Origin of the sequence: Myroides sp. C15-4, from assembly GCF_050522745.1 — a bacterium.
Taxonomy (GTDB): Bacteria; Bacteroidota; Bacteroidia; order Flavobacteriales; family Flavobacteriaceae; genus Flavobacterium.
Window position 1 is genome coordinate 57087 of record NZ_JBMVQX010000012.1, and the last position, 22055, is coordinate 79141.

Consider the following 22055-nt stretch of genomic DNA (forward strand, 5'->3'; position numbering starts at 1 on the left):
TCAATTTAAAATACCTTATGCTGGTGTGTTCAAATCCTTATCCTCTTTATTTTCTTTGTCTTTTAGCAACAATTTAATGCGCTCTAAAAGGAAAGATACAACTAAAAGAATAATACCCAGCACAACAAATGAAGCGATCTTTCCCCCTTGGTTCATACGCCAAACATCGTATAAATAGAACTTCAATACAATAATACCAAAACTGATAAGCGATAATTTTCTCAACTCTGCTTTCTCTTTGTTGATACCAACAATCATCAGCAACATAGCCATTAATCCCCACAGAATTGGATACCCATAGGCATGCACATCGCCCAATATCGCTTTATACGTTTCTTCTGTACTCCTGATCCAAATCACGAGATTATCAAGTTCTACAGAAGATAGCAATACTAAAGAGCCGAATAAAAGCGCATGTACCCATTTATACGATTGATCTTTAAGCAGGTAAATTTGACGGTAAAGTCTAAAGTAGAAATAGATAAAAGCGCCAATGCCCAGCAAGTGTAAGCTAAAATAGCCTGAATTATATTCGCCATAGTAGAAAATATCTTTTCGCAAAGCAACAACTGCAATGGTAAATAGCAACAACAATAAACCTGATACAACGAGCGCAATGGAGTAAAACAGCTTGGTCATTTGTTTTTTGTATAAGGTAACATAAACGGTAGCAAACACGAGGGTGTATACAACTAAGCTCAAAAATTTGTATAGTCCATCAGTTACAGCTCGATGGGGATACTCAATACGAGTGGCGACCTGATAGGAAATTTCCAAAAACCCGATCCCATATGCTATGACAAGTAAAAGAATAGCAAGTACTTTGTGTATTTCACCACTTGTTGGTTGTTGGATCCCTTTTAAGCCAATCGTTTCTTCTTCCTGTATTGGTTTTTTGGCAGCAACCGTATAGATGAAGAAAAAGGATAAGAGCATAACTATACCGGTTACCGTATATTGATTGATTATAATAGGCAATACATCTAGTAACACGTTTTTATCTTCTTCAAGGTTATACACCAAGTTTGGTGTAAAATCACGAAGATCCATCAAGTAGGATAAAAGGGTAAGCACGCTGAGAATAATTGATCCAATTCGGAATAGATTCGCTTTGGTTCGCGTCCAGATCCAGAATAAGACACTCATCTCTACGGCCCATACAATGGTAATATACACCTTACTCAACTGTACTGGGATTGCTAAAGATACCAATCCGATGGTAATTGCTAAGAGGGTATAAATAAAATTTTTGTCAACTGCTGTTGTTTTAGTTCGCATTGTAAGCACAATGAATAGTGCATTAACGAGGGCCATTCCAATAATAATAACCCCTAAATAATTGGTACCTGCACTATTTGCTTGCACCATAAAGAAACAGATCAAGGTGGTAAAGTTAACCACAGTGATGTACAACAACTGTCCGACATTTGATTTTTCTGCAGTAGTCTTGATATAGCGCAAGACTAACAAAACCATGAATTGCACAAAGAACAAGCTGATGAAAAATATAGCGCTAAACTGAAGGGCTGTATTGACTTTGAGTATGATCCAAGAAAACAGGTACAAATAGGTCAATACATAGCTAAACTTATCCACAAGCAGCCATTTCTGGCGGACAGCCACAATAAGAACTCCTGTATTAAGCAAAAAGATATACGAGAACAACACCACGTGATTTCCATTGCCTGTACTAATTAAAAGAGGTGCTAACATCCCCCCAATAAAGGCAAAAATAGCGAGTTCTTGTCTCTTATATGCAAGGGATAAACCAACAGCCAGTATCGTAATTACAATTAAAATAATAAAGGTTGTGGTTTGATTAAATATCTCATATTCTCGAAAAGCGAGCGTAATGGTCGTATAAAAAATAGCCAAACTTCCCCCCATGAGAACAGAAGAAAAGACGTGGTATTTTGCACTAAGTTTATGAGCAATTCCCGCAACGATACCGCCAACGACAACACCAAGAGCCACGCGCCCTATTTCATTGATCCAATCTTGATCGATCGCATATTTTACAAAAAAACCAATCCCTAAGACCAAGGTAATTACTCCAATAGCATTGAGCCAGTTTAATTCTTTTATCGCTTTGACCAACTTGCTATCTTGCGGTTCTTTTGACACGTAATTCGCCCTAGGATTAACGCCTTCTTCTGAATCAGCAGGCTGCATTTGGCTAGCAAAATCAGGTATAGGCGGAGGCATTGCAGTTGATTTTTGTTCCTCTTCAGGTTTAGTGATGATTTGCAAGGGCTCTGGAACAACCACTTCTTCTGCCAGTGGAGAAATAAGAGTTTCAACAGGATCAACCTCAATTGGCGGTGAAACGACAGCGGATTTCTCTTCTTCTGTAGCGATAGCTGCTGGTTTTTCGTCTTGCTGATTTCCTTTGAGCCTAGCGAGATCTACTTTTAAATGCTCTAGCGTTTCACGTAAACCGTGGACCATTCGATTCGATCGTTCAAGTTCTGTGTTGACCTTATCAAATTTAGTTGTTACTCTTATAAGCAACACAACTGCTACAACTAGCAGGATAAAAGATAGAAACTCCATAGGCTTACGCTTTAATGTACAAGAACAATTCCCAAACTAGGTCAGTTAAGTGAATCCTCTTGGACTAATTACCAAAATTAACTAAAAAAACAACCGTTTTTACTCCCTAATGCTAGTGAATCTAGGTATTTTTTTACATTTTTTTGTGCAAATAGAACGCAATCTCCCAACACCCCTGCGTTTATAGCCCATCTTGCGAATCGTTAAAACCCAAAAGCAAAATAGTTAGCTTAAAAAGGATTGCAACAGTAAAGAAAACCAACCAACACCCTATAGTACTGATCGTTATATACTGAGTTAAAATACTGTTAAAATAATTTTCCCACCTATTCCTGTTCTACATTTGAGCTGTGAAAATTAAAATTTAGTCTACGATGAACACAACAAAAATGATTGTAGCTACTGCATTTGTGGCTATCACTTTTGCTTCTTGCAAAGAGATCAAAGAAGCACCTGTAACAGAAGAAACAACAACGGAAGTAGTAGAGGCTACAGCTCCTCAAGCCACAGACACGAAAGCCTTAGTTGCTTCTTGGACGCAACCCAACCCCATTAATGACAAAGAAGTACAAGGTTTCGAATTAAAAGAGGACGGAACAGCGGCTTCTATTAATATGGCTACGCTTAAAACCAATACCTGGTGGGTAGAAGGCGATCAATTGTTCTTGGAACAAGAGAGTATTGGAAACGGCACATCAAGTCTTGACACGGTATCCTACAAATTTGAAGTAGTGGATAACACGACCTTACACCTTCTACAAGGCGACTCAAAAGATACCTTCACAAAACAGTAAAAACATGGGAATTGAAATAAGAAAAGCTACTCCGCGGAGTAGCTTTTTATGTTGAAAACGACGTCACTTCTAGTGGAACATCTTAGTTTTTAATTTCAATTGCATCAGCATCTTTCAAAAAGGCAAATCGGTTTCTCGCTTTGTCTTGTGCAGCTTTATCTAAAACAACATAGCGAATCACTTCTCCTTCAAGAGGATCGATTAAATACTGCCCCATATAATCAATGGCTTGTGAATGTCCTGTATATTGGTTGTCGTTTTGATCTTCTCCACAGCGATTAACTCCAATCACATAGCTCATATTTTCAATGGCACGCGCTTTTAAAAGCGTATCCCAAGCATAGATGCGCTGATCAGGCCAGCTAGCAACATAAAGCAATAGATCATAGGCTTCGCCAACATTGCGGGCAAAAGCAGGAAAACGCAAATCATAGCATACCAACGGGCAGATTTTCCATCCGTTGTATTCAATAATCAATCGATCCATACCTGGTGCATAAACTTTCTCCTCTCCTGCAAGTGAAAATAAATGGCGCTTGTCATAGGTTTGAAACTCTCCCGTAGGAAGAATAAAAAACAGGCGATTGAAAAATTGGTTGTCTTCCTTAATCACCACACTCCCTGTTAACGCAAAATGATGCGTTTTACAGCACGTTTGCAGTTCTTGGATAAATGTATCTTCCATTGTCATAAAAACGCGCTCAGGATTCATCGTAAAGCCTGAGGTGAACATCTCAGGAAGAACTACCAAGTCCGTTCCTGCTTCGATATGATTCAACTTATTTTTAAAATAGGCGGTATTTTGTTCGACATCCTCCCAAACCAAAGGGGCCTGAATTAGTGCTAATTTCATACGCGAGTTTTAAGTACCTTCAAAAGTACAAAATATTATTGGGATGCTATTTTCCATTACGCACGAAATCAACCCTTGTTTATCCTGAAAGTACAAACCAAAAAAGGAGAAACGATCGTTTCTCCTCCTCTATTTTTAATGATTTTCATGGGTGCAAAGCTCGCTGTACTTCGCTAATATTTGTTTAAAGAACACGAAATCTACTTCGCTTTTATATTCGATTTTAGCCCATCGCTTCGGAGATCCATTGGCCATTCTTTTAGCAATATACTCTTTCTTGGTTGCTTTAAAATCAGCCAGTGCTTGTTTATACTCTACTTTATAGTTTTTTGAATCAATATAGTTTTCTTGCAAATAATCATGGAAAGCCTTGCAATCCTTATCCATTAGCATCATATGTCTGGCAGTCTCGCGATCGGTTCTGCGATAAGCGGCATGGAAAAAGAAGAAGTAATCGGTTTTTGCTACGGGAAAATAAAAATGAGTAAAAATTAATTTCCCATTATCTAAAAACAACAGTTGGGCATACGGAACATCTTTATACGAGTTCAACGGAAAGAAATCAATAAAATACTTATCTGAAAACTCGTATTTTTTATCAAACTTTCTTACGCGAACAGGATAATATACCGTAGACAATTTTTCATCCTTTTTATCGAAAACTTCGACTGAAACTACATCTCTAGATGAAACAGGACGATAGTCTTTTGCCCCCTCGCTCTTAAACTTAAACTCGTAAGGATCGGTATATTGAGAACCGAAAACGGTGAACTTCTCTCTAATTTTTCCTGTTTCTTTTGAACCATTTTTGAATGTAAGAACCGTTTTTCCATAATTTACATCTGTACCTGCGAATCCGAGTTGTCCGTAAGATACAAAGGAAATACACAGCACGATCATTGTTAGTAGTAAGGTTTTCATTTGCTTTTAAACTTTTGTTAATAAAAACCAAATGTATGTTAATAGATTTTAATTTTAAAATTTTTATTACCTCAAAACATAAAAAATTAAACCATATTTTCCTTATTTCACGCACACTTTATCAATCGTTTTTTTACATTCAGCTTTTCAAGCTAGTATCACCTATTCTTTTTACAGCAAACTGAGGAAAACCAGAGGTTAAAAACACGTACATAAAAAAAGCAGAACTCATGGTTCTGCTTTTTCCTTTTTCAAAAAAATATTAAAATCTACTATAATGCAGCTTTAAGGTATTCTCTATTCATACGAGCAATATTCTCTAATGAAATACCTTTTGGACATTCAACCTCACAAGCACCTGTATTTGTACAGTTACCGAAGCCCAAAGCGTCCATCTCAGCGACCATATTCATCACGCGGTCTGTCGCTTCAACTTTACCTTGTGGCAACAAAGCAAACTGAGAAACTTTAGCTGAAACGAATAACATAGCTGATGAGTTTTTACACGTTGCAACACAAGCTCCACATCCGATACAAGTTGCTGCATCAAATGAACGGTCAGCATCGTGCTTAGGAATTGGAATAGCGTTAGCGTCTTGTGTATTTCCTGAAGTATTTACCGAAATAAATCCTCCAGCATGTTGAATTTTATCAAAAGCGGTACGGTCTACTACTAAATCCTTAATTACAGGGAAAGCTTTTGCTCTAAATGGCTCAATATAGATTGTATCACCATTTTTGAACTTTCTCATGTGTAACTGACAAGTAGTAACCCCTCTATCTGGTCCGTGTGCTTGTCCATTAATAAATAACGAACACATTCCACAAATACCTTCACGACAGTCGTGGTCAAATGCTACGGGATCATCCCCTTTCTCGATAAGCTCATTGTTTAACACATCAAGCATTTCTAAGAAAGACATATCAGGAGAAACATCGTTAATTTTATATTCAACAATTTTTCCTTGTTCTTTAGCGTTTTTTTGACGCCATATTTTTAATGTAAGATTCATCTGCATCGAATTTTTACAACAAGATATGATTCAAGAATCAATACCTCAATATTATTTATAACTACGAGTTACCAACTTAATATTTTCATACACCAAGTCTTCTTTGTGTAGAACAGCGTCTCTAGGATTTCCTTTGTACTCCCATGCAGCAGCATAAGCAAAGTTCTCATCATCACGTTGTGCTTCTCCTTCTTCTGTTTGGTGTTCCTCGCGGAAGTGTCCTCCACAAGATTCTTCACGGTGTAAAGCATCTTTTGCGAATAATTCACCTAACTCTAAGAAGTCAGCAACTCTTAGTGCTTTTTCTAACTCTTGGTTAAAGCTATCTGCAGTTCCAGATACTTTCACGTCTTTGTAGAATTCTTCTCTCAATGTTGCAATTTCATCCATTGCCTCATTTAGACCTTGCGCATTACGCGCCATACCTACTTTATCCCACATGATTTTACCTAATTTCTTGTGGAAATAATCTACTGAATGCGATCCTTTATTATTCATTAAGTGATCGATCATATCTTGTACATTTTTCTCCGCAGCGTCGAATTCTGGTAAAGTAGTAGGGATCGTACCTGTACGAATATCATCAGCTAAGTAATCCCCGATTGTATAAGGCAATACGAAGTATCCATCGGCTAATCCTTGCATCAAAGCAGAAGCTCCTAAACGGTTTGCTCCGTGATCTGAGAAGTTTGCTTCACCAATTACATAACATCCCTCAATCGTAGACATTAAGTTGTAATCAACCCAAACACCTCCCATAGTATAGTGAACGGCTGGGTAAATCATCATTGGTGTTGTGTATGGATCCTCGTCAACGATTTTCTCATACATCTGGAATAAGTTTCCGTATTTATTCTCTACAACGTCTCTACCTAATTTGTAAACTAACTTTGCATCGTTTTCATCTAAATGTTGAATACGCGCTTGTTCTTTACCGTAACGCTCAATAGCAGAAGCAAAGTCTAAGTAAACAGCTTCTCCAGTTGCGTTAACACCATATCCAGCATCACATCTTTCTTTTGCAGCACGAGACGCAACGTCACGTGGTACTAAGTTTCCGAATGATGGATATCTTCTTTCTAAGTAGTAATCTCTATTTTCTTCTGCAATTTGGGTTGGTTTTAAACGACCTTCTCTAATTGCAACAGCATCTTCCATGTTTTTAGGTACCCAAATACGTCCGTCATTACGCAAAGACTCTGACATCAACGTTAATTTTGATTGGTGGTCTCCTGTAACAGGGATACAAGTTGGGTGAATTTGTGTAAAACAAGGGTTTGCAAAGAAGGCTCCACGTTTGTGTGCTTTCCAAGCAGCAGTTACGTTTGATCCCATTGCATTCGTAGATAAGAAGAATACGTTTCCATATCCACCTGTAGCAATTACTACAGCGTGTCCTGAATGACGCTCAATCTCCCCATTAATTAAGTTTCGAGCAATAATTCCTCTTGCTTTTCCATCAACTAAAACTAAATCTAGCATTTCATGACGGTTGTACATTTTGATCTTACCACGACCAATCTGACGGTTCATTGCAGAGTATGCTCCTAACAATAACTGTTGCCCTGTTTGTCCTTTCGCGTAGAACGTACGAGAAACTTGTGTTCCTCCAAAAGAACGGTTGTCTAATAAACCACCGTACTCACGTGCCAATGGTACCCCTTGAGCCACACATTGGTCAATAATATTAGCTGAAACTTCAGACAAACGGTGAACGTTTGCTTCACGTGCACGGTAATCTCCCCCTTTTACAGTATCATAGAATAATCTGTAGATTGAGTCACCGTCACCTTGATAGTTTTTTGCCGCGTTAATCCCTCCTTGTGCTGCAATTGAGTGCGCACGACGAGGAGAATCTTGATAACAAAAGGCTTTTACATTATAACCTAGCTCTGCTAAAGTAGCAGCAGCAGATCCACCAGCTAATCCCGTACCTACAACGATAACATCAATGTTACGTTTATTCGCCGGATTCACTAATTTAATGTGGTTTTTATAATCAGACCATTTCTTATCGATTGGTCCTTGAGGTATCTTTGAATCTAATTTCATAATCAATTTCTTTAGGACTATTTAATAAAGTGAATGTATAATGGAATGATTGCGAATAAAGCAGGAACTAAATAGGCAAATAAGTAGCCAATGCCTTTAATCAAACAGTTATACTTTGGATTATTTATCCCTAAAGATTGGAATGCACTTGCAAAACCATGAGATAAATGGAATCCAAGAACAATCATTGCGATTACATATAAAATTGTGCTAATCAATCCTGTAGAAGGATCTTGGAAAAACTCAATTGTAATTTTATGTAAATCTTTATAACCATCCGCAAGTTTTAAATCTGTCCCTTTTTGGTAAAATGAAGTTCCTTTGATTTCTAACTGTCCCATTTCAACTGCTCTTACATCGATCGGTTGCTCTTGAACTGTTTTGTAAATAAATACAGGCTCTTCTTGACCTTCAATCTTAACTTCCATCGTTTGCAATGGCATAGTCGAAAAGTGCATTTTCGCCCAGAAATTTACCATGTGTGTTACGATAAAAACTAACAATAAAGTTCCCAATATCGCCATGTTACGAGAAGCCCACTTGCTGTTTGCACTAGCGTTGTTCTTCGCGTATCCAATCGGACGAGCTTTTTTGTTTTGAATCGTTAGAACTATACCATCAATCGCATGGAAAAGGATTGAGATATACGTTACGTAAGATAATACTTTTACAGCTGGATTAGTTGTCATGAATAAGGCATACTCATTGAATTTTGACGCATCCCCAAAAATCAACTGAAGATTCCCTACCAAGTGACCAACTAAAAACAAGCATAAAAATAACCCTGTAAGAGACATCCAATATTTCTTTGCAATGGATGACTTTAAAAGTGCAGATTTTGCCATAATGTAATTTTAATTGTTTTTCTTGAAAAAATCTCTCAAAAATACACCTAATTAACGTTATCCACAATGTGCGCACATCTATTTATACTCAATATAAACAAAGTTTTTCACATTATTTTCTTTAAAAAAAAATTATTGCTCAACTAGATTTAAGACTAAATAGTATATTTTTCTATAACATTCTAAAACGACTTTAAAATATTCGCATCGATAACAAGAATAAAGTCAGCCAAACCAAGATTGAGTTTTTCGAAATCTGCTACATTATCGCCCTCTACCATCGTAATTGTTGCTACTTTAAGCTGGGGCGCATAGTGATTTAAGTACCAATAAATCCCCTCATACTTATTGCTGTGGTAGGATCCGTTGTAGTGTACAAACAATTTATCTTGTTCCATGTTGGCTTGAATAAAATGTGCCATGGTCGCATCTTTAATCGCTTGTGCTTTAGGTAAATTCTCATTTACATGCTCTGCTTCAAACATGGTCAACATCTCTTTATAACTTGGCAATTCAGGATCATAAGGAAAAGGCAACGGAGCAATCCACGCTTTTTCTTCTACTTTTAACGTATCTAACGCTTCCATCCCCCCTTTAAATAACAAACTTGCATAACGACGCGGTACATTAGTAGCTACAAAAGGAAAGCGCTTTGCCTTGGCATATTCCACCAACGGTCGGTAATCGCCTTTGTAATTGTTCCACAAACGAACGGCTTGCAAAAACTCTTCCTCTTGGGTTTTTCCTGTTACATAAGCCGTTAATCCTTCCTGATTATCCGCCTCAAACATTTCCGCTCCTAAAACTAGCGCCTGATTTTCTCCCAAACTTTCGGTTACTTTTAGCTGCAACCAATGCCCTAATGAGTTATTGTGGTATTCGCCAAATAATACAACATCGGATTTTGCCAACTGCTTAATCATTTGTTTATACGTTACCTTCTTCCCTTTCGCATTGTAAATTTGATACGGCTGTCCTTCTCCCGCAAAAACGGTCCCTACTAACAAAGCGAATAATACGCTGTAAATATATTTCATGTTATCTGTGTTTTTATCTGCTTCAAAGATACTTCTATTTCAATAATTTAGAATAAATAAAAATAGAAAACCAATACCTTAAATGAGGATTTAACTAGAAGAAAGTTTTTTATTCCTTTTGCATCCTGTACTTTTGCCTGCTCAACAAAACACAAATAATGGTACAGAAATCGCTGATATATAAAAACATTCCAGTCAATTACTATGACAGCGGCAAGGGAACTACCTTGATCTTTTTACATGGCTTTTTAGAAAATGCCAAAATGTGGACAGACTACATGGATCACTTTTCTTCAAAGTATCGCGTCATTAGCTTTGACTTATTGGGCCATGGTGAAACAGGTTGCCTTGGTTACATTCATTCCATGGAAGACATGGCAGATGCCATTTTTGCAGTAATTACGCAGCTCAAGCTAAAAAAAGTAACACTGATTGGTCATTCTATGGGAGGATATGTCTCGCTTGCCTTTGCAGAACTATATCCTGATTTGGTAAAAAAGATCATCTTGATTAACTCAACAGCACGAGCAGATAGTCCTGAACGCATTGAAAATAGAAATCGCGCTATTGACCTAATTAAAAAAAATGCGCCGCTTTTTATCAATATGGCCATCAACAACCTCTTTGCAGATCACATCAGACCACTGCATCAACAAGCCATCGATCACGCAAGAGAAGAAGCTTTAAAAACACCCACTCAAGGCGTAATCGCCGCATTGGAAGGAATGAAAACGAGGATTGACAGAGAAGTCCTCCTCCACTTTGCTCCCTATGCGATTTCTTTTATCTTAGGGCAAGAGGATCCTGTCATGCCTTATGAAGAAACACAAGAACAAGCCATCGGCACAAACGCAACTGTCTCAACCTTAGCAGGTGGACATATGCTCCATATCGAACAAAAAGAAGCCTTACTACAACTCCTAACAGAACAGGTCAAAGGCTAATGAATAAAACAAAAAGCGAGAATTTACTTCTCGCTTTTTTTATATTGTTTCAACAAAGGGGGTCTCTGGATCTAAAATAAGTAAGATCAATTCGATCAATTCATCCCGAAAAGCAGTTAAAACTGATGGCGTGATGGCGTGATCGACCGTTCTACCTTCGCGTACACCGAAAAACAAAAAGCCTTCTCGGCGATTTTTGAACGAATATATCCCTGCTTCTAGCGTTTCTAAGTTCTTTTGATCCGCATACATCAAGGCATAGCACAGCAATTGGATGATCTTGTCATTCTTTAAGTGAGTCGTCAATCCTTCCCATTGGGAAAGTTTGACCTGATTTGCCTCCACTTTTCCAGATTTATAATCAATTACACGGATGGTGCCATTTCTACTTTCAATGCGATCAACAAAACCAAACAATTTAATCGGATAGGGCAAACGACTATCTTCCAACACGTGTTCTAGCCTCGTTTCCAACGCCAATAACTCGACCTGATCGCCTTGTTCTAACCCGCTTAATTCTTCTCTTAAAAAGTGATAAACATTGCGCTTCGCTACCTCAAATGCCAAGAGGTTCTTTCCCATCTTCTCCTTGTCACTGTTGTAAATTTCTTCAAATTGTTTCTGAACTTCTTCATCTGCCACTTGTTGGATGGCTTTAATCATTCCAACATCCAAGACTTGACCAACATAAGGCTGGTACAGATTTTCTAAAGCATTGTGAATAATGGTACCCAAAGTATTCAAGGCTACACTTTCTTCTACCTCCTCTACTTCGCGAATGCGCAAAACTTGTTGTACATAAAACTGTAGGGGATTTCGCAAATAGGCCGTTAAAGCTGAAGGCGAAAATCCTTTTACTGTAGCAATTTCCTTCAACTTTTCCATCAACTCCTCCGATTTTCCAATTGAAATAGGCGCATAAGCCTTGTCTGGCAAATAAGCGGAATAGGTCACATTAGTCAAGTGATGAGCAGCTTGTTTCTCCATTTCAAGTTGAGCTAAAAAGCGACTCTTCTCTCCAGCATCTATTCCTTCTGCCTGGGAGTTGTAAATCAAATACACCTGCTTGGCGCGCAAAAGCAGATGATAGAAGTGAAAGCTATAAATCGCATCTTTTTCTTTGTAGGTAGGCAAACCTAATTCTCTTTTTACATCATAGGGAATAAAGGACTGCTGCGTTTTGCCTGAAGGAAATTTTCCCTCATTGACAGAAGTGACAATCACCGTATCAAAATCCAACACCCTACTTTCTAAAATCCCCATGATTTGCAGGCCTTCTAAAGGATCTCCTTCAAAAGAAACCTCACTCATATCCATGATCTGTTTGTATAAAACATGAAGCAATTCGATCGAGTGGATAAATGGATATTTTTCACAATACGACAACAAGCGATTAAGCAGATTGTAAGTGGTAAACAAAAACGTTTTCATCAGACGATTTTGCTGGCTATCCACCGCTAATCTATTTTTGACTAGAATAATCAAAGCAATCAATCCCTTTAAAATAGCCGCTGGATCTTTATCACTCCACGCATCGAAAACAAGCCTTTTTTCTTCCGTATCACTTCCTTCTATCCACGATTCAAATCGATCAAAAGAGAAAAAAGTTAGGTTTTTTTTCTGAATCTCCGAAACGACGGTATCAACAGCAAATAGGCCTTCCATAACAGGACTCGTCAATACTTCCAGTACATCTCTATAGTAAAATACATACTGCTTTCCACCACGTCGTACCGCAGCCAAATGCATCTTGAATACTTTGTTTAAAAACAACTGTACAGGACTGCTATTTCCACTGTATCCCATAGTAATATTCAAACTACTTACAGTATGAGGTAACCCATACAAGACAGGTTGAAGTAAATTTTCATCGCCCAAGACAACGGCAATTTGATCCAAAGCAGTTCCCTTTGCCAAGGCTTGCTCAATCACGCCGCCAACAATCTTAGCTTGCCCAACACTCTTAGGGGTTTGAATAATTTCGATATTTTTTTCCTCCGAAAAATGAGTGGTAATCCATTCAAAAGGATGATTTTCATAGTAAGGCCACTGTTTTTTGATTCTTCTCAAAAACAAACCAGCATCGTGATAAGGATCATGTAAAAATACCGCATCAATATCCCAAAAAACACGGGCTCGACCTTCGACTAGGAAGTGCTGAATAATAACTTCCTCAGCCGCGTTTAACGCATTGAATCCCGCAAAATAATACTGATTGTCTTTGGTTTTCAAAAAATCCTGATGTCCCGCAACAGCCTCTCGGTAGATCATTCCTTGATAACCAATCTTTTTGCTTTTTAAATATTCGTAAAGCGCTGTATAATACAGTGGTATTTGCTCCCAGAACTGAAGATAATTTTTAATCAAATCCGTCTGTTGATCAACATTAACTGCCCAATGGTTAATATCTTCAATGTCTTTTAAATAACTAAAGACATGCGTTGGATTTAATAAGTAACGATCGACTTCATTAAAATCCTGCAACAACATGCGTGCCCAGTTTACAAAGTAATCAAAGTCCTCCGCTTGCTCCCCTACTTGATTTTTATAGACGTGATAAAACTCAAATAAAAGCTCAATTGAATCAATACCGCGAAGCTGAGCAATATCTTGCACCAACTCTTCGACACTGATAATACTAGGAGCAAAGACACTTTGATCGTAAAACTGTTTCAGTTGTTCAAGCAAAAAGACCTTTGCTCTTTTATTGGGCAATACCACAACCAAATCATGCATAGAAGAGGGAAAATTCCGCTTTATTTCTTCACTTAATCGATATAAAAAACGCTGTTGACTCATGTGACTAAAGGTACTAAAAAAAGGGCTTCGAATACTCGAAGCCCTTTTCTATCTTGTGATTATATTTCGTTCAATTATTTTTGTAATTGAATTTCAACACGTCTGTTTAACTCACGTCCTTTAACAGTTTTGTTTGAAGCGATTGGGTTTTCAGAACCATAACCTTTTGAAGTTAATCTGTTCGCGTCAACACCTTTCTCGATCAAGTAAACTTTAACTGCGTTTGCTCTGTTATCCGATAATGGCACGTTAATTTTGTCAGATCCTGTACTATCAGTGTATCCAGCGATGTGGAATTTAGCAGTAGGGAATTCTTTCATAATTTTCACGATGTTATCTAACACAGCGTAAGAAGCATCTTGGAATGTGAACTTACCAGTGTGGAATAAAATTGTTTTTCCATACTCATTAAGTTGTTTCACTTGCTCTTCTTTGATTTCAGGACATCCTCTGTTTGAAGCTGGACCAGGAACATCTGGACAATCGTCTAAATGATCAGGCACTCCGTCTCCATCTCTATCTGGCCAAGGACAACCTTTATTTTCTTTTGGACCAGGAACTTCTGGACACTCATCTAAATGATCTGGCACACCATCACCGTCTGTATCAGGACATCCGTTGAATTCTGGTAAACCTGGAACATCTGGACACTCATCTAAATGATCTGGAATACCGTCTCCGTCTGTATCAGGACATCCGTTGAATTCTGGTAAACCTGGAACGTCTGGACACTCATCTAAATGATCTGGAATACCATCACCGTCTGTATCAGGACATCCGTTGAATTCTGGTAAACCTGGAACATCTGGACACTCATCGTATTTATCTAAGATTCCATCTCCATCTGTATCTTTTCCACCAAATTGGAAACGAACACCAGCGAAGTGTTGCATGTGGCTTGCCACATCAATATCTGGCGTTCTTGTATCGTCAAATGAATGTTTATACGTTGATTGGAATGTTAATGCAATGTTTTCAGTGAACCAGATGTTTAATCCTAAACCTCCATTAACAGTTCCTGTACTTGCATCTCCCATAAAAGTATATCCCCCTCCAACTAATACGAATGGGTCAATAACTTTTGCTTTCAACATTTCTTTGAAGCTATACTTAACTTCTGCATCAATCCCGTAGTAAGATAAATCACCAGGGTTGAACTTATTGTATCCTGTAGCCTCAGTATCGATGAATTTTTCAATTTTATTCACTGATCCGACAACACCTAATGAAAATCCATCACCTAAGTATCTTGATACGTTTAGGTAAGAAACTGAAGGTAAAATATTCCAATCTGACGTTTGGAAATAACCTCCCATTCTGTGTGAAAACCCTTTAGCTGAACTAACCTTAGTGTTTACGGCATTCGCACCAATAGTTACAGCCCACGGGTGGTCAGCATCTTGCGCTTGAGTCGAAAGACCCGCACATAGTATTGCCGCTGCAATTAATTTGTTGAGATGTTTCATAACTTTATTTTTCTATTTATTGTAATGTTAAAACAAAAATACAATTATATGTCTAGTTAACAAATTTTATTCTTAACAATTATTGTTATTTACTAAAAAAAGTTAATAGTTAAATCACGTTTAATTCCTTACCTACTGTTGTAAAGGCTTGAATCGCATGATCTAGGTGTGCTTGCGTATGCGCAGCAGACAACTGCACTCTAATTCTCGCTTTCCCTTGAGGCACAACAGGATAGAAGAATCCAATCACATAAACACCATGCTGTAATAGGCGGTCTGCCATCTCTTGAGACAGCTTCGCATCATACAACATAACCGGTACAATAGCCGAATCCCCATCAATGAAATCAAATCCAGCTTTTTTCATTCCAGCTTTGAAATAATTGGTATTCCACTCCAATTGATCGCGTAATTTTGTGTCTTTCTGCAACAACTCAAACACTTTCAATGAAGCACCTACAATCATAGGAGCTAGTGAATTGGAGAATAAATACGGACGAGAACGTTGTCTCAACAACTCAATAATCTCTTTTTTACCCGTTGTATATCCCCCCATAGCACCACCTAATGCTTTTCCTAAGGTTCCTGTAATGATATCTACACGACCCATAACTTTTTTCGCTTCAAGCGTTCCTTTTCCCGTTGCTCCGATAAATCCTGCCGCATGACATTCATCTACCATCACTAAGGCATCGTATTTATCCGCTAAATCACAGATTTTATCCAAAGGCGCTACCAAACCATCCATGGAGAACACCCCATCTGTTACGATAATTTTAAAGCGATGTCCCGCTTCATTTGCTTTGATCAACTGTTGCTCTAAATCAGCCATATCGTTATTTTCATAACGGTAACGCGCTGCCTTACACAAGCGAACCCCATCAATAATAGAAGCGTGGTTTAAGCTATCAGAAATAATAGCGTCTTCTGCTCCTAATAAAGGTTCAAAAACTCCTCCATTAGCGTCAAATGCCGCTGCGTATAAAATAGTATCCTCTGTGTCATAGAAATTAGCAATCGTAGCTTCTAATTGTTTGTGGATATCTTGTGTTCCACAGATAAAACGCACAGAGGACATACCAAACCCATGGGTATCTAGTGTGTCTTTTGCCGCCTGTACTACCTCTGGATGTGAGGATAGTCCTAAATAGTTATTCGCACAAAAATTCAATACTTTTTCTCCTGTAGAAACTGTAATCTCTGCTCCTTGTGGCGAAGTAATAATTCTCTCTTTTTTAAATAAACCATTGTCTTCAATCGACTTCAACTCTTGTTGTAAATGGTCTTTAATTTTTCCGTACATACTTACTCTTTTTAAGCGTTAACTATACTCTTTTACAAATGTATTATATTTAAGTCATCCTCTCCCATATATAAAATAACTTTTTTAACCACGACATAGCCCATCGCAACTAAGGAGTTTTCGTATTTCTCCAACTGTTTGATGTACTTTTCTTCTGGCTTTCCCGTTTTATAATCCAACAAATAGGCCTGTTGCTCTTTGATCACCACCCGATCGGGAATGAGGTTATGTTGGCTTTTACCGATAATCATTCGCTCATTATATACTACTCCTCCAGTGAAGAAGACCTGTAAATCGGGATGGCTGATAATTTTTTCGATCGCTCCTTTGAAGTTATCTTTTTCACTTTCTACAATGAGCCCCTCTTCTAATGCACGCTCAATCGCTGCATCGACATCCTGATCTGTCTGAATAAACGACATAATTCGGTGGGTAATATTCCCATAAGCAATCGCCTCTCCCACTTGGGTATCCCACATCAAGGCTTCGCGCTCAGCAATTTTGATATCATTAAAATTAAACAGGGTTTCCACACTGTGAATCAACTTATTTTGTCCCAAAGGAGCTTCACTTGGTACAGACAGGCGTTGGGGTTGACCAAATTCATATACTTCTACCTCCTCCTCATACACTCCTTGCGCACGTAAATAGTGAATAAAAAAACGAGACATATTGTTTTTATATGCGCCATCTGCTTTCATATCGCATGTTGTAATAATATGCAATTGCTCTTCTGCACGCGTTAACGCTACATACAACACATTGATGTTATCCAAAAGCTCTTCCTGTTCTTTTTGGGCGTATAATTCTTCTGCAAGTACACCGTATTCTTTCACTTCTCTCTTTGCATCTACCAAGGCTTTGGGCAATTCGATCCCCGTGTCATCTTCGTCAAACTCTACCCATAATTTATCGCGATTGGATCGGTCGTAATCCTCTTCTGCAAATGGAAAAATAACAACGGGAAATTCCAACCCTTTCGATTTGTGGATCGTCATCAGCTGAACGGCATTCTTTCCTTCGGGTGTAGGAATGCTAAATTTGTGGTTGTTCTCTTCCCAATACAAGATAAAATCGCCAATGCCATATTGATTCTTGATGGTGCGTTCTAATACAATATCCATAAAGTAGAGCACATAAGAACTTGTTGCTTGTGCCGGAAAAAATGCGCGAACGATAATCTCAACCGCTTCATACAGCGATTTCTTTCGACATTGATCAAAGGAGATATCAATATCCTTCGTCCCTAACCACTCTTCCAAACTTGCATCAGATGTATGACGCAAACCTTCTTCAATAAAGTCGTGAACCGCTTCTTGCTTTCTTTTATTTGCGATATAGTACAACAGGAGTGATTTCGACTCTTTGTCTTCTTTGTTGCGGATATAGCGCAACACATCCATAATCAGACGTACTTCTGTAGCATGGCTAATCAACAGTGAATCTGAAGAGAGAATGGGAATTTCCTGTTCCGTTAAATAATTGGCTAACGCAATACCATGGGCGCGTTTGCGCGTTAACACAACAATATCGCTATATGAAAACCCCTGCGTTTTACACTTGTTGATCGTAGCCAAAGTTGCCTCTAAATACAGGCGTTCTTTATCTACTTCATTTTCCTTGTCAATCAAACTTTCGTCTAAAAACTGTACCTTGACATAACCACCTTCTTTACTATTGGTCTCTTGGTGGCTTTGATTTTCGTAAATGTGCTTGTAATCCTCTTGGGTAAAAAAACTAGCGATTTCTTTGAAGAAGCTATTGTTGAAGTGGATCACCTCAGCATAACTGCGGTAATTTTTTCCCAATACCACCACTTCCTTATCTGGATTCGAAAAGGGATTGTCGTCTTTACTCAAGGCAATAAATTGTTCTGCTTTTCCACCGCGCCAACGGTAAATAGATTGTTTAGGATCTCCCACCAACATTAGGCTTCCCTTTACGCCAAAATCTTCCCCTGCTAGCGCATTGTCAATCAAAGGCACTAAGTTATCCCATTGCATGACGGAAGTATCCTGAAACTCATCAATGAAAAAATGACGGTAACGTTCACCTAATCTTTCGTAAATAAAAGGTGCGGGTTGGTGTTGAATTTCGTTGTGAATAATCGCATTAAACTGACTAATCGACAACATATTTTTTTCTTCCTGTATATTTTGCATCTCAATACCCAAAATATTCAGCAGCGATAAAGGCGTAATATTCTTTAAAAAAGCTTGATAAAACAAGCGTTTAGCCAATACTTGATAGACAACTGCCAATTGCTTGAGCACTTCTGGTAGAAGTGCCTCGATGGTATCGCGATCTTTGGCTGCTTTGAGGATGGCAATTTCGTCAAATTCGACGTATTTTCGCTGGGTACTTTTATCGGTATTGTTGATAATTGCCAAAAGGTGATTGGGAAATGTTCCCCTTGAAAAGGATTTCATATCCACTCCTTTGTCAATCAATAGATCCCAGATAGCCTGTCCTCTTTGTTGGGTTTCTACGGTTAATTCTTCAATCTTTTGGCGCAAATAATCACGCGTTCCCATAAAATCCTGTAGGGTTTTCTGATCAAATAAGGCAATCTCCTCTCGGTTATTTTCATTCAGCAACAAGGCGCCCATTTCTTTCAATTCTCGAGTAATATCCCAGCTTTTGTCGTTGTCTGCCTTGTCGATCGAAAAATCAATCAACACTTTGGTCAACGCTTGATCTGTACCCGCTTTTGCGATAACAGAGTCAACCGCTTCCTGTAGCAATTCATCCGAATCCAATGACACTTCAAAGCTCATGGGTAAATTCAAATCAAAAGCAAAAGAACGAATGACTTTATGGGTAAATTTATCAATCGTGGAAATGTCAAAAGCCGCGTAATTGTGAATAATATGCTTCATAATACGCGCAGATTTTTCCTTAATCACCCCTTCTTTCAATCCTGTTTCTTGGACAATTTGCTCCAACATGGGCTGAAATCTCTTCTCCGTTTCTTTTTGAGCAAATGCATACAAGCAGGAGAGAATTCTATTTTTCATCTCCGCTACTGCTTTATTCGTAAAGGTAATTGCCAAAATTTTTCGATACGCATCATCGGATCGATCCTCTAAGACAATTTTCAAATATTCTTTTACTAATGTATGTGTTTTTCCTGAACCCGCAGAAGCGTTATACACTGAAAATGAAGCCCTTTCCTCTCTAACCATCAAATTATACCTTAACTTATATTAACCCCTAAGATCTTTTATATTCCACAGAAAATCCCTAAATTTGAATAAAAATAACACTAATCTTTAAATAATACGAATTATGGCTTTCGAATTACCACAATTACCTTATGCGTATGACGCATTAGAACCACATATTGATGCTCGTACAATGGAAATCCACCATACGAAACACCACAATGCTTATACAACGAACTTAAATGCAGCTATCGCTGGTACAGCATTAGAAGGAAAAACAATCGAGGAGATTTTAACAAACCTTGATATGTCAAATGGTGCAGTTCGCAACAATGGTGGAGGTTTCTATAACCACAACTTATTCTGGACGGTAATGAGCCCGAATGGTGGTGGTGAGCCAACAGGAGAATTAGCAGATGCAATCGCTAAGGATTTTGGTTCATTTGCAAACTTCAAAGAAGCTTTTGCAAAAGCAGGTGCTACGCAATTCGGTTCAGGTTGGGCATGGTTATGCGTAAAAGACGGTAAATTAGAAGTATGTGGTACACCAAACCAAGATAACCCGCTTATGCCAGGTGTTGCTTGTGGTGGAACGCCAATCTTAGGAATGGACGTTTGGGAACATGCATACTACTTAAACTACCAAAACAGACGCCCTGACTATATTGCCGCTTTCTTCAGCGTAATTAACTGGGCTGAAGTTGCTAAGCGATATGCAGCAGCTAAATAAGACATAAAGAGTTCACTCTTTACATAGTAAAAAGGGAAGTATCATCGATATTTCCCTTTTTTATTTGAAACTAGAACTATTCACTCGTTTTACTTCTAATGTTATACTTCTTTCCCCTACCTACTTCCCCTATTTTTTTGTAATTTCCCTTCCTATTACACCTAACCTTTTGAAGACATGCAACTAGACTTCGAACCCGAAAGCAAAAGACACAAATCAAAACGAAACTACCTCATTATTGGTTTAAACATCCTGATGCTCTTTAGCTTGATTCATTTTTTACCCTATGAACCTCAAGTAAATAAAGGTCTTGCCCTGCTTGCCTTTGTTGCTGTCTTATGGTTAACAGAAGCATTGCACGTAACAACTACCGCTGTTTTTGTTCCCGTTCTCGCGATTGGATTGGGACTAACAGATGTTCAACCCGCCCTTGTTTCTTTTGCAGATCCGAACATCTTTCTATTCTTAGGCGGTTTTGTACTCGCAGGAGCTTTACACGTGCAAAAACTTGATTTGATCATCGCTAGTAAGATTATGTATCTCGCAAAAGGAAGGCTCTCTTATGCCATTCTTTATCTCTTTCTCGCTACAGCCATTCTATCCATGTGGATTAGCAATACAGCTACCGTAGCCATGATGCTGCCCTTAGTTACAGGAATATTGAGTCAATTAGATAAATCACATTACCGAAATACTTATGTATTTGTGTTGTTGGGAATTGCTTATAGCGCCAGTATTGGCGGTATGGGAACCATAGTTGGAAGTCCGCCCAATGCCATTGTTGCCTCTCAACTCAATATTTCCTTTGCGGAATGGCTGAAAATGGGTTTTCCTATGGTTATCATACTACTCCCTTTAATGATTGCTGTCATCTATTTTGTTTTCAAGCCCAAACTCAACCTGCGATTTGAACATCAAATGGAAAACATTCCCATGAATACAGACCGTTGGATTACCCTTGGCATCTTCTTAATGACGGCTATCTGTTGGATTTTAAGTAACCAAATCAATCCCCTATTCGCGGCTTTGGTCGGATTTGAAGGCAGCTTCAAGAACTTCGATACCTTTATCGCTTTAGGCGCTTTTATTTTGATTTGTATTAGTCAAGTTTCTCGTTGGAAAGAATTACAACACAATGTCGATTGGGGCGTTTTACTTCTTTTTGGTGGGGGATTAACACTGAGTATGGTACTTAAAGAATCAGGAGCTAGCAAGGTGATGGCCGATTTATTGGTTTCTGTGATTCACGATAGTTCGTTTTTTATTATCAGCCTAATCGTCGCCTTTTTTATTGTATTCTTAACGGAATTCACCTCCAATACCGCTAGTGCTGCACTATTAGTACCTATTTTCTTCTCCATCTCTCAGGAACTAGGTATGCATCCACTGGGATTGTCTATGATTATCGGACTCGGTGCTTCTTGTGCCTTTATGCTTCCAGTGGCCACACCTCCGAATGCTATTGTATTTGGCACTGGTGACATTCAACAAAAGGAAATGATGAAAGCAGGATTTATCCTCAATATATTTTGTGCGGTAATTATCGCTGTGGTGGCTTACTTTTTTTGGTTGGGGTAAGGG

At 38.4% G+C, this 22055-nt stretch carries 15 protein-coding genes; 4 read left to right on the forward strand and 11 right to left on the reverse strand.

The genetic code is table 11. The features are described 5' to 3' along the window. Positions 1-15: 15 nt before the first annotated feature. Positions 16-2553, reverse strand: a complete 2538-nt coding sequence (locus ACPDHL_RS07660) for a DUF2339 domain-containing protein (protein WP_430532187.1) — start codon at positions 2551-2553, stop codon at positions 16-18. Between the two features lie 374 nt (positions 2554-2927). Here ACPDHL_RS07660 and ACPDHL_RS07665 point away from each other — a divergent pair, with 374 nt between their 5' ends. After that, entirely contained in the window at positions 2928-3347 is a 420-nt protein-coding gene (locus ACPDHL_RS07665) for a lipocalin family protein (protein ID WP_430532188.1), read from the forward strand. Between the two features lie 82 nt (positions 3348-3429). Here ACPDHL_RS07665 and ACPDHL_RS07670 read toward each other — a convergent pair whose 3' ends face one another. From ACPDHL_RS07670 to ACPDHL_RS07695, 6 genes are all read right to left on the reverse strand, one after another. Beyond that, on the reverse strand, positions 3430-4200 hold the full coding sequence (locus tag ACPDHL_RS07670) for a nitrilase family protein (RefSeq protein WP_430532189.1): 771 nt from the start codon (positions 4198-4200) through the stop codon (positions 3430-3432). Between the two features lie 135 nt (positions 4201-4335). Then, the gene (locus tag ACPDHL_RS07675; protein ID WP_430532190.1) at positions 4336-5121 is read right to left on the reverse strand and encodes a hypothetical protein; all 786 of its coding nucleotides are present in this window, start codon (positions 5119-5121) and stop codon (positions 4336-4338) included. Positions 5122-5393: 272 nt separating this feature from the next. Next, a complete protein-coding gene (locus tag ACPDHL_RS07680; protein ID WP_430532191.1) occupies positions 5394-6134 on the reverse strand; it encodes a succinate dehydrogenase/fumarate reductase iron-sulfur subunit in 741 nt (246 codons plus the stop codon). 51 nt (positions 6135-6185) lie between these two features. Then, positions 6186-8186, reverse strand: coding sequence for a fumarate reductase/succinate dehydrogenase flavoprotein subunit (locus tag ACPDHL_RS07685; RefSeq protein ID WP_430532192.1), 2001 nt, complete (start codon positions 8184-8186; stop codon positions 6186-6188). Positions 8187-8203: 17 nt separating this feature from the next. Continuing rightward, on the reverse strand, positions 8204-9031 hold the full coding sequence (locus ACPDHL_RS07690) for a succinate dehydrogenase cytochrome b subunit (RefSeq protein WP_430532193.1): 828 nt from the start codon (positions 9029-9031) through the stop codon (positions 8204-8206). 182 nt (positions 9032-9213) lie between these two features. Then, positions 9214-10068, reverse strand: coding sequence for a ChaN family lipoprotein (locus ACPDHL_RS07695; RefSeq protein ID WP_430532194.1), 855 nt, complete (start codon positions 10066-10068; stop codon positions 9214-9216). Positions 10069-10226: 158 nt separating this feature from the next. Here ACPDHL_RS07695 and ACPDHL_RS07700 point away from each other — a divergent pair, with 158 nt between their 5' ends. Next, entirely contained in the window at positions 10227-11012 is a 786-nt protein-coding gene (locus ACPDHL_RS07700) for an alpha/beta fold hydrolase (RefSeq protein WP_430532195.1), read from the forward strand. A gap of 39 nt (positions 11013-11051) precedes the next feature. Here ACPDHL_RS07700 and ACPDHL_RS07705 read toward each other — a convergent pair whose 3' ends face one another. From ACPDHL_RS07705 to ACPDHL_RS07720, 4 genes are all read right to left on the reverse strand, one after another. Then, complete coding sequence (locus tag ACPDHL_RS07705; protein WP_430532196.1) at positions 11052-13811, reverse strand: PD-(D/E)XK nuclease family protein; 2760 nt, start codon at positions 13809-13811, stop codon at positions 11052-11054. A gap of 74 nt (positions 13812-13885) precedes the next feature. After that, entirely contained in the window at positions 13886-15277 is a 1392-nt protein-coding gene (locus tag ACPDHL_RS07710; protein WP_430532197.1) for an OmpA family protein, read from the reverse strand. Between the two features lie 109 nt (positions 15278-15386). Continuing rightward, on the reverse strand, positions 15387-16580 hold the full coding sequence (gene kbl, locus ACPDHL_RS07715) for a glycine C-acetyltransferase (RefSeq protein ID WP_430532198.1): 1194 nt from the start codon (positions 16578-16580) through the stop codon (positions 15387-15389). A 32-nt stretch (positions 16581-16612) separates the two neighbouring features. Then, positions 16613-19765: a UvrD-helicase domain-containing protein gene (locus ACPDHL_RS07720; RefSeq protein ID WP_430532199.1), complete on the reverse strand. Its 3153-nt coding sequence runs from the start codon at positions 19763-19765 to the stop codon at positions 16613-16615. A gap of 103 nt (positions 19766-19868) precedes the next feature. Between ACPDHL_RS07720 and ACPDHL_RS07725 the strand changes: the two genes are divergently transcribed. Both ACPDHL_RS07725 and ACPDHL_RS07730 read left to right on the forward strand, forming a co-directional pair. Then, entirely contained in the window at positions 19869-20474 is a 606-nt protein-coding gene (locus tag ACPDHL_RS07725; protein ID WP_430532200.1) for a superoxide dismutase, read from the forward strand. Positions 20475-20651: 177 nt separating this feature from the next. Then, positions 20652-22052 carry an SLC13 family permease gene (locus tag ACPDHL_RS07730; protein WP_430532201.1) on the forward strand — a complete coding sequence of 467 codons (1401 nt, stop codon included), beginning with the start codon at positions 20652-20654 and terminating at the stop codon, positions 22050-22052. Positions 22053-22055 lie beyond the last annotated feature (3 nt).

Coding starts and splice junctions, on each gene's coding strand:
- ACPDHL_RS07660 (WP_430532187.1), bottom strand. CDS start 2,553: ATGGAGTTTCTATCTTTTATCCTGCTAGTTGTAGCAGTTGTGTTGCTT.
- ACPDHL_RS07665 (WP_430532188.1), top strand. CDS start 2,928: ATGAACACAACAAAAATGATTGTAGCTACTGCATTTGTGGCTATCACT.
- ACPDHL_RS07670 (WP_430532189.1), bottom strand. CDS start 4,200: ATGAAATTAGCACTAATTCAGGCCCCTTTGGTTTGGGAGGATGTCGAA.
- ACPDHL_RS07675 (WP_430532190.1), bottom strand. CDS start 5,121: ATGAAAACCTTACTACTAACAATGATCGTGCTGTGTATTTCCTTTGTA.
- ACPDHL_RS07680 (WP_430532191.1), bottom strand. CDS start 6,134: ATGAATCTTACATTAAAAATATGGCGTCAAAAAAACGCTAAAGAACAA.
- ACPDHL_RS07685 (WP_430532192.1), bottom strand. CDS start 8,186: ATGAAATTAGATTCAAAGATACCTCAAGGACCAATCGATAAGAAATGG.
- ACPDHL_RS07690 (WP_430532193.1), bottom strand. CDS start 9,031: ATGGCAAAATCTGCACTTTTAAAGTCATCCATTGCAAAGAAATATTGG.
- ACPDHL_RS07695 (WP_430532194.1), bottom strand. CDS start 10,068: ATGAAATATATTTACAGCGTATTATTCGCTTTGTTAGTAGGGACCGTT.
- ACPDHL_RS07700 (WP_430532195.1), top strand. CDS start 10,227: ATGGTACAGAAATCGCTGATATATAAAAACATTCCAGTCAATTACTAT.
- ACPDHL_RS07705 (WP_430532196.1), bottom strand. CDS start 13,811: ATGAGTCAACAGCGTTTTTTATATCGATTAAGTGAAGAAATAAAGCGG.
- ACPDHL_RS07710 (WP_430532197.1), bottom strand. CDS start 15,277: ATGAAACATCTCAACAAATTAATTGCAGCGGCAATACTATGTGCGGGT.
- kbl (WP_430532198.1), bottom strand. CDS start 16,580: ATGTACGGAAAAATTAAAGACCATTTACAACAAGAGTTGAAGTCGATT.
- ACPDHL_RS07720 (WP_430532199.1), bottom strand. CDS start 19,765: ATGGTTAGAGAGGAAAGGGCTTCATTTTCAGTGTATAACGCTTCTGCG.
- ACPDHL_RS07725 (WP_430532200.1), top strand. CDS start 19,869: ATGGCTTTCGAATTACCACAATTACCTTATGCGTATGACGCATTAGAA.
- ACPDHL_RS07730 (WP_430532201.1), top strand. CDS start 20,652: ATGCAACTAGACTTCGAACCCGAAAGCAAAAGACACAAATCAAAACGA.